The sequence below is a fragment of the Nocardiopsis camelliae genome (assembly GCF_028993595.1).
Lineage (GTDB): Bacteria > Actinomycetota > Actinomycetes > Streptosporangiales > Streptosporangiaceae > Nocardiopsis > Nocardiopsis dassonvillei.
The window spans coordinates 470056-484953 of record NZ_CP118614.1; the positions used below are offsets into that span (position 1 = coordinate 470056).

At 74.0% G+C, this 14898-nt stretch carries 16 protein-coding genes; 5 read left to right on the forward strand and 11 right to left on the reverse strand.

The window, feature by feature from the left end; genetic code table 11:
* Positions 1-125: 125 nt before the first annotated feature.
* Positions 126-1478 (reverse strand): ROK family transcriptional regulator, encoded by a 1353-nt coding sequence (locus tag PV789_RS02210; RefSeq protein ID WP_274975940.1) that lies wholly within the window; start codon positions 1476-1478, stop codon positions 126-128.
* A gap of 293 nt (positions 1479-1771) precedes the next feature.
* On the opposite strand from PV789_RS02210, the gene PV789_RS02215 reads away from it, so the two are divergent.
* Both PV789_RS02215 and PV789_RS02220 read left to right on the forward strand, forming a co-directional pair.
* Complete coding sequence (locus tag PV789_RS02215; protein ID WP_274975941.1) at positions 1772-2359, forward strand: GNAT family N-acetyltransferase; 588 nt, start codon at positions 1772-1774, stop codon at positions 2357-2359.
* A gap of 78 nt (positions 2360-2437) precedes the next feature.
* On the forward strand, positions 2438-2908 hold the full coding sequence (locus PV789_RS02220; RefSeq protein ID WP_274975942.1) for an NUDIX hydrolase: 471 nt from the start codon (positions 2438-2440) through the stop codon (positions 2906-2908).
* A 506-nt stretch (positions 2909-3414) separates the two neighbouring features.
* On the opposite strand, the gene PV789_RS29865 is transcribed toward PV789_RS02220, so the two are convergent.
* The 5 genes from PV789_RS29865 to idi form a co-directional block, all read right to left on the reverse strand.
* Positions 3415-3528, reverse strand: coding sequence for a VapC50 family PIN domain-containing toxin (locus PV789_RS29865; protein WP_475467272.1), 114 nt, complete (start codon positions 3526-3528; stop codon positions 3415-3417).
* A gap of 1 nt (position 3529) precedes the next feature.
* Positions 3530-3979, reverse strand: coding sequence for a helix-turn-helix domain-containing protein (locus PV789_RS02225; protein WP_274975943.1), 450 nt, complete (start codon positions 3977-3979; stop codon positions 3530-3532).
* 319 nt (positions 3980-4298) lie between these two features.
* Positions 4299-4880 carry a DUF3800 domain-containing protein gene (locus PV789_RS02230; RefSeq protein WP_274975944.1) on the reverse strand — a complete coding sequence of 194 codons (582 nt, stop codon included), beginning with the start codon at positions 4878-4880 and terminating at the stop codon, positions 4299-4301.
* A 117-nt stretch (positions 4881-4997) separates the two neighbouring features.
* The gene (locus tag PV789_RS02235) at positions 4998-5750 is read right to left on the reverse strand and encodes an HAD family hydrolase (protein WP_274975945.1); all 753 of its coding nucleotides are present in this window, start codon (positions 5748-5750) and stop codon (positions 4998-5000) included.
* A 193-nt stretch (positions 5751-5943) separates the two neighbouring features.
* Positions 5944-6516, reverse strand: coding sequence for an isopentenyl-diphosphate Delta-isomerase (gene idi, locus PV789_RS02240; protein ID WP_274975946.1), 573 nt, complete (start codon positions 6514-6516; stop codon positions 5944-5946).
* Positions 6517-6798: 282 nt separating this feature from the next.
* On the opposite strand from idi, the gene PV789_RS02245 reads away from it, so the two are divergent.
* Complete coding sequence (locus PV789_RS02245; protein ID WP_274978022.1) at positions 6799-8286, forward strand: SDR family NAD(P)-dependent oxidoreductase; 1488 nt, start codon at positions 6799-6801, stop codon at positions 8284-8286.
* A gap of 74 nt (positions 8287-8360) precedes the next feature.
* Here the strand turns inward: PV789_RS02245 and PV789_RS02250 are convergent, their stop codons facing one another.
* From PV789_RS02250 to PV789_RS02260, 3 genes are all read right to left on the reverse strand, one after another.
* Entirely contained in the window at positions 8361-8498 is a 138-nt protein-coding gene (locus PV789_RS02250; RefSeq protein WP_274975947.1) for a type II toxin-antitoxin system TacA family antitoxin, read from the reverse strand.
* A gap of 132 nt (positions 8499-8630) precedes the next feature.
* A complete protein-coding gene (locus PV789_RS02255) occupies positions 8631-9293 on the reverse strand; it encodes a response regulator (RefSeq protein ID WP_302475396.1) in 663 nt (220 codons plus the stop codon).
* A gap of 103 nt (positions 9294-9396) precedes the next feature.
* Positions 9397-10653, reverse strand: coding sequence for a sensor histidine kinase (locus tag PV789_RS02260; RefSeq protein WP_274975948.1), 1257 nt, complete (start codon positions 10651-10653; stop codon positions 9397-9399).
* A 151-nt stretch (positions 10654-10804) separates the two neighbouring features.
* Between PV789_RS02260 and PV789_RS02265 the strand changes: the two genes are divergently transcribed.
* On the forward strand, positions 10805-12193 hold the full coding sequence (locus PV789_RS02265) for a DUF418 domain-containing protein (RefSeq protein WP_274975949.1): 1389 nt from the start codon (positions 10805-10807) through the stop codon (positions 12191-12193).
* Positions 12194-12355: 162 nt separating this feature from the next.
* On the opposite strand, the gene PV789_RS02270 is transcribed toward PV789_RS02265, so the two are convergent.
* Complete coding sequence (locus PV789_RS02270; RefSeq protein WP_248773210.1) at positions 12356-12640, reverse strand: MoaD/ThiS family protein; 285 nt, start codon at positions 12638-12640, stop codon at positions 12356-12358.
* A gap of 1 nt (position 12641) precedes the next feature.
* Positions 12642-13745, reverse strand: coding sequence for a WD40/YVTN/BNR-like repeat-containing protein (locus PV789_RS02275; RefSeq protein ID WP_274975950.1), 1104 nt, complete (start codon positions 13743-13745; stop codon positions 12642-12644).
* A gap of 446 nt (positions 13746-14191) precedes the next feature.
* On the opposite strand from PV789_RS02275, the gene PV789_RS02280 reads away from it, so the two are divergent.
* A complete protein-coding gene (locus PV789_RS02280; protein WP_274975951.1) occupies positions 14192-14797 on the forward strand; it encodes a TetR/AcrR family transcriptional regulator in 606 nt (201 codons plus the stop codon).
* Positions 14798-14898: the final 101 nt, after the last annotated feature.

Below are 14898 nucleotides of genomic sequence, written 5' to 3' on the forward strand. Positions count from 1 at the left end.
AAAGGTCGCCGGTGTGACGCGGGGGGCTCCGACCCGCCTCTGGGCGAGGTCGGGCGGTCGAGGTGCGCTACGGGTACGGGATCCCGTCGGACGGGCGGGCCCGGCGAACCCTCCCGGTCACGGCACTACGCGGTGTCCGCGGTGCTTCCGTCCGGCTGTGCCGTGTCCGCCGCCGGATGCTCGACGGGCTCCGAGGCGGGGTCCGAGGCGGATTTTTCGCCGGACTCCCGGGCCGGTGCGACGGGCTCGGGCAGGGGCAGCAGCCCGGCGTCGAGCGAGTGGATCATCGCGGTGGCCCCGCCCCTGGCCGCCGCGCTCAGCCCCAGCGACGACAGCTCCACCCGGCAGCCGCCCGCGTCCGGCGCGAACGCGCTCGCGGCCGCCTCCGCCCGGCAGTTCGGCAGCAGCCACGGGCCCAGGGGCACGAAGTAGCCGCCCAGCACCACCAGGCTCGGGTTGGTGACGTTGATCAGCACGGCCAGGCCCCGGCCCAGCCACGTGCCGGCCCGCTCCAGCGCGCCGACGGCGGCGGCGTCACCCGATTCGGCGCGTTCCACGGCCGTCCCCACCAGCTCGGCGACGTCGCTGCCCGACAACGGGTGGTCAGGGAACCGGTCGGGGACGGCCCCGCGCAGGATGGCCCCGATCCCCGCCAGCGCCTCCAGGCAGCCGCGGCGCCCGCACGCGCACTCGGGTCCGTCCGGGGACAGCGACAGGTGGCCCACCTCGCCCGCGAACCCGCTGGCGCCGCGCAGCAGCCCGCCCCCCGTCAGGATGCCCGCGCCGATCCCGACCTCGCCGGTCAGGTACGCGAGGTCGGCCGTCCCCGCGGACGACCCCACCCGGTACTCGGCCACCGCGCCCAGGTTCGCGTCGTTGTCCACCCGCACCGGGACGTCCCCCGCCCCGGCCTCGCGCAGCAGCTCCGTCAGCCGGTCGCGCAGCGGCACGTCGCGCCAGCCCAGGTTGGGCGCGTGCGTGACCGTTCCGGAGGGGGCGTCGATCAGAGCCGGGACCGCCACGCTCACCCCCACCACGGTGCGCCCGCGCAGCGCGGGGTCGGCCGCCGTCGCGCCGAGGGTGCGCGCGATGTGCCGCGCGCACGCCTCCGCCCCGGCCGACCGGGCGTCGAAGGGGACGTGGCGGCTGACCAGTTCGCGCTGGAGCAGGTCCACGGCGACCACCGAGAGGTAGTCCACGTTGACCTCCAGGCCGATCGCCGCGATCGAGGAGTCGTCCAGGTCCAGCAGCACCCCGGGGCGCCCCACCCGCTGCCGGGAGGAGCGCCCGGTCTCGCGGACCAGCCCGCGCGCCATGAGGTCGGCGACCAGGCTGGACACCGTGGTCTTGTTCAGCCCGGTGGCCGCGGCCACCGCCGCCCGCGAGCAGGGGGCCAGCTCGCGGACCGTGCGCAGCACGACGCCCAGGTTGGTCTCCCGGACCGTCTGGAAGCTCACCGTTCCCGAACCGACCGACACCTGGTCCCCCTCGTCCCGTCCGACACGGCACACCGTGCCCGGATCGTACAGGGAGCCGACGGCGTGGGCGGGGGCGCTGCCCCGGCAGGGCGTGGCTGCGGGGGCGGACGCGGCGGGGGAGACGGCTGTGACCGGGGGGGCGATCCTGGAACCGGGGGCGACGCCGGGAGCGGGAGTCCGGAGCCGGGACCGGAACCGGGAGGCCGGACCGGAACCGTGAAACTGGGGGCGCGGCCGGGGCCGGACCGGAAAAGCCCTTGCGCGCGGCCGAACCCTCTGGTGGGATCCCGGGCATGGTGCCTCCCGACGTCTTCCGCGACCAGCCCGTCCTCACCGGGGAGAGGGTCCGCCTCGAACCGCTCGACGCCGGGACCGGTGAGCACTTCGTCGAACCGCTGCTGCGCATGGACCCCGAGGTGCGCCGCCTCACCGGCACCCACCGGGAGTTCACCAGGGAGGAGCTGGTGCGCTGGGCCGCGACGCGGCCCGACCACCACGACCGCGCCGACTGGGTGGTCTTCGAGAGGGAGGGCGGCGCGCCCGTGGGCGAGTGCGCGCTGATCGACCTCGACCCGGACAACGCCAGCGTCGGCTACCGGATCGCGCTCAACGGCATGTCCGTCACCGGGAGGGGCTACGGCACCGAGGCCACGGACCTGGTGCTGGAGTACGCCTTCACCGTGGCCGGGCTGCACCGGGTCGCCCTGGAGGTGTTCGCGTTCAACACCCGCGCGCAGAGGTCCTACGCCCGGTCGGGGTTCGTCCGGGAGGGCGTCTGGCGCGGGTCCCTGCGCTGGGACGGCGAGTGGCACGACGCCGTGCTGATGTCGATCCTGGCCGAGGAGCACGCCGGGCTCCGCGCCGCCCGGAAGAAGGGCTGAGGCGGGTTCCGCGGGAGTCGCCCGCCGCTCAGCAGGGTGTGTACCCGCGCAACGCGTCCCGGGGCTACCCTCGGGCCCATGCCCGTTCCTGACTTCCTCATCGCGCTCCGCAGCCACGTCGGCCACGGCCTCCTGCCCCTCGTCGGGGTGACGGCGGTGGTGGTCAACGAGGAGGGTGAGGTCCTCCTGCACCGGCGCGCGGACGACGGCCGCTGGTCCACGCCCGGCGGCATCCTGGAACCGGAGGAGGAGCCCGCCCGGGCCGTGGTCCGCGAGGTGCGCGAGGAGACCGGCGTGGAGGTCGAGGTGGAGCGGCTCAGCAGCGTGGTCGCCCAGGAGCCCTTCACCTACCCCAACGGCGACCGCGTGCAGTTCCTCGACCTGGCCTTCCGCTGCCGCCCCGTGGGCGGGGCGCCCGACGCCAGCGGAGACGAGAGCCTGGACGTGCGCTGGTTCCCGACCAGGGCCCTGCCGGACATGCCCCAGCGCATCCTCGACCGGATCGGCTACGCCCACGAGGACCGCCCGGGGCCGTTCTACCTCACCTGAGCCCCGGCCCCCGGATCCCGGCCTGTACGGGCAACCCGGCCCCGGACCGAGCCAGGTGCCGCCACCGGGCTGGCCGTCAGCGGTCCGGCGGGCGCGGGGAGCGCCCCGGGAGCCTCCGGCGACCGTCGCACCGGCCGGACGGGCCGAGGTGAACTTCGCGGAAACACCGCCGCCGCGGGGGCGCGAACCCGGAACCCCCGCCGATTCCCCGTCCCCGGCGCGAGCGCACGCCCCCGCCGCCGCTTCCGCGCAGGTCGAACTGTCCCCGCCGTCCGGCGAGCCACCGCAGGCCCCGCCGCCGTCTGGGCTGGATGGTCGGGGGCTACGCCCTCGCCGCCAGCGCCGGAGCCCTGGCCCACCACCTCACCCAGTTACTGGTCTGACTCTCCAGGCCACTCACAGGCCGCTCCGACCATTCGGGAGGCCGCACCGGCGCGGGGCCCGGTGCGGCCATGGTCCTCGGAGCCCCGTCGGTGACGGTTGTCGAGCAGGGCAGCCGTCGCCTATCACTCGGATTGCAGTTCCGCCACCGAGCTGTGAAGGCCGTTGCGCTGAAGGCTGGCGAGCACGTCAGTAACCGTTCCCGGCGGTCTGCGCCAGGAGTCGGCGATGAAGGGCATCTCAGTCCAGGCCCAGTTCCCGGGTCATCGCGGACAGTTCGTCGGCGGCCTCACGGCGGCGCTGATCGTCTCTGCCGATGTACTCCAGCAGGGAGTCCGCACGAACCCGGCGGTGGGTACCGACCTTGCGGTAGGCGATCTCTCCGGCCTGGAGAAGGCCGATCAGATGCGGGCGCGAGACGTTGAGCATGTCCGCGGCCTGCTGGGTCGTCAGTTCGGCGTGGTCCGGAACGATCGAGACCCCGCGTCCGGCCGCCATGTGCGCGAGCACGCTGGCCAGCAGTTCGACGGCCGATCGCGGGAGTAGGAGTTCTTCCTGGCTGTTCTCGACGGTGACGGGGACGGGCGTCAGTGTTTCGTGGTGCTCGTCCAGGTAGCGGCGAATCCGGGGTAGGGCGCTCGCGGCCGCCTGGATCTGCTTGGTGTTCGGGTGCGAAGACAACACGGCCATGCTTCCTCCTCGCTTTGAAGCCAAGACCAGAACGTCAGTCCTATAACCGCATTATCCGAAACAAACGAAGCAAACGAAAGGAGGATGACTGTCAGGGCCAGCCGTTCCGGGGCGACCCCAGGGACCACACGCCGGACTCGCGCGGGAATGGCGCCGGTGAGAGCGGGCACCTGCGCGGTACGGGGCCAGGCGGCGTCCGTTGCGGAAGTATCAGTCAACGTATAAACTTGCCTCTGTCGGACTTCGCGGAGGTCCGGAAGTAGAGCCAGGCGACCTGGGGCAGACCGGGAACCTGGCTCGGCGCATGTCTGGGCCCTTTTCAGCAACCGGTGGCGACGTCGATCTCGTAGATACGTTCACCCAGGATGGACCGGTAGGTCTCGTCTCCCTCACGGCCGGCCCGGACCGCTCCTGCCAGGACATCGGCCACCCACAGCAGCGGCTCCTCAGCACCCTTGGTGTGCTCGATGGTGAACTGTGCGCCCTTGGGGAGGGCGTAGCGGGCTCCGATGATGGTGCGGATGTCGCGCTTGTTCAGAGCCGGGCTGCGGGCTTCCATGATCATGGTCTCCACGCCGTAGTCGTGGAGTTCGGGGACCAACTGCTCCAGGCAGCGGGCGCGGGCACGTTCCTGACGTCGGGGAGGAACCGGGGTGCCGACCGCGATGATGTGGACGCCCTCGATGGCGGCAACGGCGTCGGAGGCCTGCTTGCGCTGGGGGACGTCCATCTCTGTCCAGTGGGTCTTGCCGATGCGGCGGCCGCCGCGCAGGGCGTCCATGGCCTGGCGGGCCTCCTCCGAGTGCTGCGGATCGACGATGGCGTTGGCCACGACGTAGTACCCGCGGTGGTCGTGTTCGAGGAACGACTCATCGGCGTAGGCGATCAAGGGGGACTGCATGCTTCCAGGATCGCACCCGGTGGGGACGGCAGGGGCCTAACAGCAGATCACAGCCCTCAATGGCCCCGCACCCTGCCCGCAGGCCGACCGGTCCGAGCCCCGGTTCGGCCACGTGCATCACTCATGACGGTTGTCAAGCCGCCGTTTCGTCACTTGGACTGCGGGGTGCTCGGCGGGCAGGGCGAGCAGCCCGTCCACCGTCTCGGCCAGGTCCCGGCCCGAGACGTCCGGAGGGGCGAAGACCGACGGGAAGCGCCCCTCCAGGTGGGAGGACCAGCCGGTCACCAGCCCCGCGTTCCGCGCCCCCGCCACGTCCCATCCGTGCGCGGTGACCAGGGCCAGCCGTTCCGGGGCGACCCCCAGGGCCCCCGCGGCGGCCCGGTAGGCGCCCGGCGCGGGCCGCCACTCCCCGGCGGGGCGGGCGGCCAGCACGCCCTCCACCAGGTCGAGCAGACCGGCGCGCTCCAGCAGCCCCCGGGCCAGCGCGTCGTCGTGGTCGCCCAGGACCGCGACGGGCACCCCGGCCCCGCGCGCGGCGCGCAGCGCGGCGGCCGCCTCGGGGCGGGGGTCGAGTCCGGCCATGCCCTCGACGATGACGTCCTCGGCGGAGGGGGCGATCTGGTGGCCGGTGATGTCGCGCAGCGCGCCCCGGACCACGTCCTCGAAGGAGCGGTCGGCGCCGTCGCCGCCCACCAGGGCCAGGGCGAACGAGTCGCGCAGCAGGTGGTCCGACCAGCGGGTCATGAGCACCCGGGGGATTCCGGCCTCCCGGAACCGCCACTCCAGGGGCGCGAGGGGGAAGAGGGTGTCGAGGACGTCGAGGACGAGGGCGGCCGGGCGGAGCGGTCGCCCGGCGGGGCGTTCGGACATGGGAGCGGCTCCAGGGAGGGGGTAGGGGACGGCCACCCCGTTCCTACCCGGGCGCGGGGCCCTTCGCGCCTCCCGGCCGCCCGGTCGCCGCCCTCGCGCCCACCGTCCCCGCGACCGGTACCCGGCGCGCCCCCTCCCGCCTCCGCCGCACGGCACCCCGGACCCGCCTTCGTTCCCGGGGCCGCCGCACGGCTCAGAGCGCGTTTTGGTGGGGGATCCGCAGACGGGGGATCTGCTCCACCGCCCACGGGCTCAGCAACCACGGTGTCCGTTCGGCGACCGCCACCAGGTCCGCCCACTCCGCCCACGCGTACTCGGCCACCTCCGACGGGTCGGGGTCCGGACCCTCCTCCGCGCGCGCCCAGAAGACAGGGCAGAACTCGTTCTCCACGATCCCCTCGGCCGACACCGCCCGGTACCGGAAGTCGGGCAGCGCGGGCCGCACCCCGCTGACGCGCATCCCCAACTCCTGGCCGACCCGGCGGCGCACGGCCGCGTCGAGGTCCTCGTCCGGGCCGGGGTGGCCGCAGCAGCTGTTCGTCCACACCCCCGGCCAGGTGGTCTTGCCCAGGGCCCGGCGGGTGATCAGCACCCGCCCGTCCGCGTCCAGGACGTAACAGGAGAACGCCAGGTGCAGCGGTGTCTCCCGGGTGTGCACGGTGGCCTTGTCGGCGACTCCCACGCGCCGGTGCTCCTCGTCGAGCAGGACCACGAGTTCGCGCTCGGCCCCGCCCTCCGCGCTCGCGGCGGCCTTGTCCTGGGTCACGGCTCCTACCCCCCGGTTCCGGGACCGCCGCGCTCCGCCCGGCCGTCCCTCGTTCCTACGTCACACCCGTACGGTCCGTACTTCCCACGCGGCGACGTTCTCCCCTCCCATACTCACCCGTCACTCCCACCCGATGCGCACCGGCTCCACCGGACCGTGCTCCGCGCGGTCCCGGGGTGCGCATACAGTTCCTGATGGCCCCGAGTCGGGAGCCACCGGACACAGGGAACGGGAGGCCGGCCGCGACGACCGCGGCGCGGCGGTGGAGCGGTGACAGAGACGATGACGGACACGGGTACCCGGACGCTGCCGGAGGAGACGGAGCACCCGGCGGAGCGGATCGACCCCGACCGGCTGGCCGCGTGCCTGGACGTGATCGCCCGCGTCGGCGAGCTGCCCAGCGACCACCCGGACTCGGTCGCCCTCCAGCGCGCGACCGCCCGCCTGTTCAAGAACGTCAAGGAGCAGCGCCGCAGGGAGCGCCAGGCCGCCCGCCGGGCCCACGACAGCGCCGTGTTCGCGGCCACCGCCACCGCCGCGCCGGACCGGATCGACGACGAGACCAACGGCCGCGCCCTCACCAGCGGCAGCGGCGGCGCCCTCGCGGGCGTGCTGAGCAGGCCCCGGCCCTGCTACATCTGCAAGGAGAGGTACCGGGAGGTCGACTCCTTCTACCACCAGCTGTGCCCCGCGTGCGCCGCGTTCAACAGGGAGCGGCGGGCCGCCCGCACCGACCTGACCGGGCGCCGGGCCCTGCTCACCGGCGGCCGGGCCAAGATCGGCATGTACATCGCCCTGCGACTGCTGAGGGACGGCGCGCACACCACCGTCACCACGCGGTTCCCCAACGACGCGGTGCGCCGGTTCGCCGCGATGCCCGACAGCGGCGAGTGGCTGCACCGGCTGCGGGTGGTGGGCATCGACCTGCGCGACCCCGCCCAGGTGCTGCGGCTGGCCGACTCGGTGGCCGAACAGGGGCCGCTGGACGTCCTCATCAACAACGCGGCCCAGACGGTGCGCCGATCGCCCGGCTCCTACGGGCCGCTGGCCGAGGCCGAGGCCGAACCGCTCACGGGCGAGGGCCTGCCCGAGCCGCTGGTGCTGGGCGGCGTGCGCCCGCGCGCCCTGGAGGGTCCCACCGGCCCGGAGCGGGACGCCCCGGTGACCCACGCGCTCACCCCGGCCATGCTCACGTCCCTGGCGCTGACCACGGGCTCCGCGTCGATGGAGCGGGTGCGCACCGGAACGGCGATCGACGCCGGAGGGCTGGTGCCCGACCTGGCCCCGGTGAACAGCTGGACGCGGCGGATCGGCGAGGTCGACCCCGTCGAGATGCTGGAGGTGCAGCTGTGCAACGTGAGCGCGCCGTTCCTGCTGGTGGACCGGTTGCGCCCGGCCCTGGCCGCGTCCTCAGCGCGCCGCACCTACATCGTGAACGTGTCGGCGATGGAGGGGGTGTTCGGCCGCGGCTACAAGGGGCCGGGGCACCCCCACACCAACATGGCCAAGGCCGCGCTCAACATGCTCACCCGCACCAGCGCCCAGGAGATGCTGGAGTCCGACGGCATCCTGATGACCAGCGTGGACACCGGGTGGATCACGGACGAGCGCCCGCACCCGGAGAAGGAGCGGCTGGCCGAGGCCGGGTTCCACGCGCCCCTCGACCTGGAGGACGGGGCCGCGCGCGTGTACGACCCCATCGTGCGGGGCGAGCTGGGCGAGGACCTGCACGGGTGCTTCCTGAAGGACTACGCCCCCGCCAACTGGTAGGGAGCGCGCGGGAACGGCCGTCCGGAAGCCGGGCCGCCCCGTGGTCCAGGCGAGTGCCCGGCGGAGGTCCTCCATCAGCAGCACGAGGTGCGTCGGATCGCTCGGGCTCTGCTCGAACCGGGCCAGACCGTGTCTCCCGAGGCGCTGCTCGCCGCCTCCAGCAGCGCCTTCTGCTGGTCATCGACTCTCAGGTGGATTCTCTCTGCCTTCATGGCGGTAGTCGTACCCCAGGTCGTACGCACAACGTGTGTACGCATGGGCCTGTTCCCGTCGAACAGCGGTGCACTCCCTGAGCCTCCAGGACTCGGGGTGTGCCGGTAGGGGCGGCGGGAACCGGGCCCCGCCTACTCCGCGTGCCCGTTGCGGTAGGCCCAGGCCGCCACCTCCACGCGGTTGCGCGCCCCCAGCTTGGCCTGCACGCTCGCCAGGTGCGTCTTGACCGTGCTCACGGTGACGAACAGCTCCCCGGCCACCTCGGTGTTGGTCAGCCCCCGCGCCACCGCGCGCACGATGTCCAGCTCCCGCACGGTCAGCCCGCCGTCCCCCGGCGCGGACCGGGGCGCCGACGCGAAGTGCCGCAGCAGCCGAACGGTGACCCTCGGGGAGACCAGGGCGTCGCCCCTGGCGGCGGCCCGCACCGCCTCCACCAGCAGGGCCGGTCCGGCGTCCTTGAGCAGGAACCCGACCGCCCCTCCGGTGATCGCCGCGTGCACGTACTCGTCCAGGTCGAACGTGGTCACCACGACCACCCGGAGCGGGTCGGCCACCCCCGGACCGGCCAGCCGCCGGGTGGCCTCCAGACCGTCCACCCCCGGCATCCGGATGTCCATGAGCACCACGTCCGGGCGCAGCTCGCGCGCCATCCGGACCGCCTCCAGGCCGTCACCGGCCTCGCCCACCACCTCGACGCCGTCCTCGGCCGCCAGCATGTACCGGAACCCGGTCCGCACCATGGCCTGGTCGTCCGCCAGCAGCACCCGGATCGGCGCCTCGCCGTCACCGGGCACCGCCCGCTCCCCTTCGGTCCCCGCCGTCACCCCTGCTCCCTCCCTCTCTCCGGCCACCGTCACCACTCCCGCTCCTTCTCGGCCTCAGAACCCACGGTCACCGTCACCCCTGCTCCCCGACCGTCGAACGCTGCTCCGGACCGCCGCCCACCCGGTCCAGCGGCAGCCGCGCCGCCACCTCCCAGCCCCGGTCCCGGTCCCGGGGGCCCGCGGAGAACACGCCGCCGAGCAGGCGCACCCGCTCCGCCATGCCGACCAGGCCGAATCCGCCCCCGGACGGGCCCGCGGCCCCCTGGCCGTCGTCGACCACCCGCACCGCGACCTCCTCCGCTCCGGCCTCCACCGACACCGCCACCCGGGTGGCGCCCCGGGCGTGCCGCAGCGCGTTGGTGACCGACTCCTGGGCGATCCGCAGCACCGCCGTTCCGGCGGTCGGCGGCAGGGCGTCCACGGGGCCTTCGCACCGCACCGCCACCTCCGGGCGGCTTCCGGCCGCCGGTGTCGCCAGCCGGGCCAGACCCGCGGCGGCGTCCGGGGCCAGCGGCACGTCACCCGGGTCCCGCAGCCGCGAGACCATCCCGCGCATGGACTCCAGGGCACGCGCCCCCGCGGCCTCGATCTCGGGCAGCGCGTTGCGCACCGCGCCGGGGTCGCGGTCGGCGATGTGGCGCAGCGCCTGGGCCTGGACGACGATGCCGGTCACCTCGTGCGCCACGACGTCGTGCAGATCGCGGGCGAGCGCCAAACGCTCCTGGGACCGGGCGTTTTCCATGTGGGAGCGCCGCTGCGCCTCCCGCCACCGCAGGTACAGCCCCGGGGCCAGTCCCACGGCCACGAACGTCAGCGACTGGTTGACCAGGTCCCAGTAGGCGGGGAGGGGCTCTCGCAGGTAGTCCGAGAGGGGGACCACGAAGACGCACAGGGACACCGCGCAGATCTGCCAGGGGCGGCACCGCAGCCCGGCCAGCGCGAGCAGTACCAGCAACGGGCTGAGCTCCGAGCCCACCAGGGCGTACCCGAACGCCTCCCCCATGGGCAGCGGCCACAGCACCGCCGAGGCCGCCACCACCGTGGCCGATGCCGCCGCGCCGGCCACCGCGGTCAGTGCCGGTCCAGACGACGGGCGCAGGGCGAGCAAGGCGAGCACGCAGGCCACCCCGCCGGAGACCACCGGCACGTAGTCCATGGCCGAGTGCGGGGGGCCCATCCAGTACGGCACGGAGAAGTCGCCGTGAACGCGCACCAGGTCCAGCACCCATATCGCCGCGAGCACGCACGCCACGGCCCACGACACGAGCTGGTGCGGCGCGAAGCCGAATCTCTGGCCGCTGAGTATCGCGGACATCCTGTTCCTGGCCATGGCGACCAGCGTAGGCGGCGCGGACGCGGCGGACCTCGGTCGAAGGTACGAGGCGGGCGGGGCCGGGGGTCGACCGTTCGGTCGATGCGCGCGCACGGGCCCGGAGGCGAGGCTGGTAGCCGTTCACCTTCGGAAGGGGAGAGGGCACCGCATGAGCGAGGCGGGGGACAACACGACAGAGCCGCGGCGGCACGGGGCCGGGCCGCAGCGTGGGGCCGGAGCGCGCCACACGGCCGGGGAACGGTACGAGGGCGGAACGCTCCACACGGCGGAGGCCGAGACGCGGCGCGGGGCCGGGGCCGCGTCCGACGGCGGTGTCCCCGGCCTTCCGCCGCCCGCGCGGCGCGTGGTCTTCCTGGACGTCGCCCGGGCGATCGCGATGATCGGCGTGGTCATGATGAACGCGTCCTCGGTGGTCTATCCCGTCGAGATGTCGGGCCAACGGGCCCCGAGCCTGCTGACCGACCTCGTGGACGGCGGCCTCAACCTGCTCATGTCGGGCAGGGCCAGGACGATGCTCATGGTGCTGCTGGGCGCGGGCGTGGTCCTTGCGTGGCGGTCCGCCGCCCGGCGCGGCGGGCGTCCGGCGGCGGTGATGCTGCGCCGCTACGCCGTCCTGGGGCTGCTGTTCGGGCTTCCGCACCTGGCGGTCTTCGACGGGGACATCCTCACCCAGTACTCGGTCGCGGCGCTGCTGCTGACCCCGCTGGTGCCGCTGCTGCTCGGCGGGTCCCGCCGCCGACCGCTGGTCGCGGCCGCCGTGCTGTTCGCCGCCGTGCCGGTGTCGGACCTCCTGCTCTCCCCCGTCTTCGACGGCTACACCTGGGGGGCCTCGGCGGTGCTCGTCCCGCAGACCCTCGGGTACTTCTGCGTGGGCGTGTGGCTGGCCCGCCGCCCGGAGCTCACCGCCGCGCCCGGGGCCGACGGTGAGGGGATCTCCCGCCTGCCGCTGCGCATGCTCGTGTTCGGCGTGGTGGTCCAGGGCCTCAGCGTGGTCCTCATGCTCGTCGGCAGCGTGCTGTTCCCGACCGAGTTCGGCGCCGATGGCGCGCCGGTGCGGTCGGTGGGCGAGATCACGGTCGTCCTCGTGGGGAACACGTTCCTGAACCTGGGCGGAGCCCTGCTCTATCTGGGGCTGGTGTGGTGGCTGGTGCTCAGAGGCCGCAGGGCCTCGCGCGTGCTGGGCGCCCTGGCCCCGCTCGGGCGGATGACCCTCACGGTGTACCTGGGCAGCACGGCGGTGTTCCTGGCGGTCATGGGCCCGTTCGAGGGGACGATCCCCACCCTGGCCCAGTACGCCCTGGCCGCCGCCTACTTCGCCGCGACCGCCGTCCTCGCCAGTCTGTGGGCGCGCCGGTTCCGGCTCGGCCCGCTGGAGTGGGTGTGGCGGAGCCTGACCCACCTGCGCCCGGTTCCCCTGCGCGCCGAGCGCTCCGGCCCCCCGGCCGCCGCCGGGGACCGGAACCCGACCGCCGCCGACGGCGGTGGAGCCCAACCGCCGATCGCCGCGGAACCGGGCCCCACCCGGACAACCCCGTGAGGCGGCCAAGGCCCCGCGGCGCCCCGTGCACCGGGATCGGGGTGGCTCGCCGCGCGGGCCCCTCAGCCCCGCGGCCGGGAACCGCGCCCGCCCGGCCGGTCGGGCACCCCTGCCTCCCCTGCCGCCCGGACGGCCCGGACCGCCCGGCCTGCGCGGACGGCCTCAGCCCCCGGCGACCGAGGGCAGCACGCGCACGTCCGCTCCGTCGCGGACCGGCGCCGCCAGCCCGCCGACCCCGCGGCACTCGTCCTCGTCCACGAACACGTTGACGTAGCGGCGCAGCCGCCCCTGCTCGTCGCGGATACGCCGGTCCAGCCCCGGATACCGGGCGGCGAGCGCGTCCAGCACCCCGCCCAGCGCGGTCCCGTCCCCGACCTCCACCGGGACGTGGGCCGCGCCGTCGGCGTCGGCCCTCAACAGCCCCGGCAGGTGTACCGTCACCCGCATCTCACACCTCCACGGCGCGTACGCACAGGACGTCGGGCAGGTGCCGGACCACCGGGTGCCAGCCGTCGCCGTCGTCGGTGGCGGCGTAGACGTCGCCCGACCGGGTGCCGAAGTAGAACCCGGGCACGTCCGCCCCGTCGGTGCAGGCGCCGTCGCGCAGCACGATCCCGAAGTAGGGCTCCCGGGGCAGGCCCTCCGTGAACGGCCGCCAGCTGCCGCCCCCGTCGTCGGTCCGGTACACGCCCAGCCGGTGGTCGGGCGGCAGGTGCACCTCCTGGCTCACCACCGGGAAGTTGAGCGCGGTCTCCGGCCGGTGCGGGTGGGCGACCACCGCGAACCCGAAGTCGGTGGGCAGGCCGGTCTCCACGGCCGTCCACCCCTTGCCCGCGGGGTCCGAGCTGCGGTACACCCCGTGGTGGTTCTGCGCGTAGAGCACGCCGCCCGGCCCGGCGGCCACCTTGTGCACGCACTGGCCGTACTCGGGCTCCTCGTCGGGCAGGAACACCGCCGAGATCCCCCGGTTGGCCGGAGCCCAGCTGGCACCGTCGTCGCGGGTCTGGTAGACACCACCGGTGGACATGGCCACCGTCACGGCTCCGGGCACGCGCTCGCCCGCGCCGAGGACGCCGGGCAGGATCGTGTGGACCGCGCCGCCGCCCGCCCCGGGGAACCAGTCGGCGCGGTGGGGGTGGTTCCACAGGGCGCGGACGAGCTCGAAGCGCAGCCCGCCGTCGGATGACCGGAACAGGGCGTGCGGCTCCACCCCCGCGTACACGGTGTCGGCGTCGTCGCCGAAGGCGAACTGCCAGGCCCGGACGAGGGAGGCGTCGGTGTCCTCGGGGAAGGCGATGGGCGCCGCCCCGGGCTCGTGCCAGGTGGCGCCCCCGTCGTCGCTGTACCAGACGCTCGGTCCGAAGTGCGAGCTCTCCGCTCCGGCGAGGACGCGGCCGCTGTGCGGGTTGACGCCGACCGCGTACACCGCGCTCATGCTGGCGTAGTCCGCGGAGTCGAGCCGGTGCGGGCCGCTCACCTCCCATGCCCGCCGATCCTCGCTGCGGGCGGTGAAGAGCCCCTTGCGTGTGCCGATGACCAGGAGATATGCCATGACCAGCTCCAGAATGGGATCGAGGTCTCCACTGTGGCACAGGTCACTGACAGTCGGCGGTCGCACGCTGCGGCGGTCCGTGTTCCCAGGCCGGGAAACAGTAAGGAAACCGAACGTTTTCCCGGAAGATGTTTAATGGGGACCGATCCGGAATGGCTCCCGCTCCGGCCGCGCGGAAGGCGAAATCCGGTGAGAGGGGAACCGCTTTCCGGGTAGATGTTCCGCACGGCCCGGAAGGCGGTTGTCAGAGGAACCCCGCTCTGCAATAAAATTCCGGGCCAACCAGTGCGCTCGCGTGGGTTTCGGCCTGTGCCCACCGGATGCGTTCCCGCTACAACAGGACAGACGACTTCCCGCTCCCCGATCTCGCGGTGCGTTTCAGGACTACCGTCCCAATGGTCCCGCGTACCAAAGAGAACCGGGTTCCCACTCGATAGGGTCGCCTCATGCACCACCCCCCCGACACGCTCCACGCCCGCAAACGGCGCAAGGCCCGGGCCATGATCGTGTCAGCAGCCTTCCAGCTCTTCGCGGAGCACGGATTCGACAACGTCACGGTCGCCGCGATCGCCGAACGCGCGGAAGTCGGCCGGACCACCTTCTTCAGGTACTTCGGCGACAAACAACAGGTGCTGTTCGCCGACGACGGCGCCGAGGCCGACCGCATGTGCGCCTACGTGCTGGAGAAGGCTACCCGGCCGTTGGGCGAGGACCTCGGCGCCGCCGTCGAACTGCTCAGGGAGGCCGACGCCGCCGTCAGACCGCACACCGCGCTCTCCCCGGCCCACTCCGCCGTCCTGGCGCGCCTGCTCCGGGAGAGCGGTGAACTGCGCTCGCGCTACCTGCTCACCCGCCAGCAGCGCGCCCACCGGTTCGCCGGCGCCCTGGCGGAGGCGGGCGCGACCGAGGAGGTCGCCGTGCTCGCCGCCCACACCGCCATGGCCTGCGAGCTGACCGCCATGCGGCTGGCGGAGAACCCGGAGGCCTTCCCCGACCGCCTCGACGAGGCGCACGTCCTCCTCCGCACCATCGGCAGACCGGCGGCCCCCTGACCCGGGCCCCCACCCCACACCGACCCGGGGCGCACCGATACCGGTACCGGCCGCCCCGGGCCGTGTCGCGAGGCCGGCGTGCCTGCGGCGCCCCGGCACGT

Coding starts and splice junctions, on each gene's coding strand:
- PV789_RS02265 (WP_274975949.1), top strand. CDS start 10,805: ATGAGCGAGGCGGGGGACAACACGACAGAGCCGCGGCGGCACGGGGCC.
- PV789_RS02225 (WP_274975943.1), bottom strand. CDS start 3,979: ATGGCCGTGTTGTCTTCGCACCCGAACACCAAGCAGATCCAGGCGGCC.
- PV789_RS02280 (WP_274975951.1), top strand. CDS start 14,192: ATGCACCACCCCCCCGACACGCTCCACGCCCGCAAACGGCGCAAGGCC.
- PV789_RS02230 (WP_274975944.1), bottom strand. CDS start 4,880: ATGCAGTCCCCCTTGATCGCCTACGCCGATGAGTCGTTCCTCGAACAC.
- PV789_RS02245 (WP_274978022.1), top strand. CDS start 6,799: ATGACGGACACGGGTACCCGGACGCTGCCGGAGGAGACGGAGCACCCG.
- PV789_RS02260 (WP_274975948.1), bottom strand. CDS start 10,653: ATGGCCAGGAACAGGATGTCCGCGATACTCAGCGGCCAGAGATTCGGC.
- PV789_RS02275 (WP_274975950.1), bottom strand. CDS start 13,745: ATGGCATATCTCCTGGTCATCGGCACACGCAAGGGGCTCTTCACCGCC.
- PV789_RS02215 (WP_274975941.1), top strand. CDS start 1,772: ATGGTGCCTCCCGACGTCTTCCGCGACCAGCCCGTCCTCACCGGGGAG.
- PV789_RS02220 (WP_274975942.1), top strand. CDS start 2,438: ATGCCCGTTCCTGACTTCCTCATCGCGCTCCGCAGCCACGTCGGCCAC.
- PV789_RS29865 (WP_475467272.1), bottom strand. CDS start 3,528: ATGCCCTTCATCGCCGACTCCTGGCGCAGACCGCCGGGAACGGTTACT.
- PV789_RS02235 (WP_274975945.1), bottom strand. CDS start 5,750: ATGTCCGAACGCCCCGCCGGGCGACCGCTCCGCCCGGCCGCCCTCGTC.
- PV789_RS02270 (WP_248773210.1), bottom strand. CDS start 12,640: ATGCGGGTGACGGTACACCTGCCGGGGCTGTTGAGGGCCGACGCCGAC.
- PV789_RS02250 (WP_274975947.1), bottom strand. CDS start 8,498: ATGAAGGCAGAGAGAATCCACCTGAGAGTCGATGACCAGCAGAAGGCG.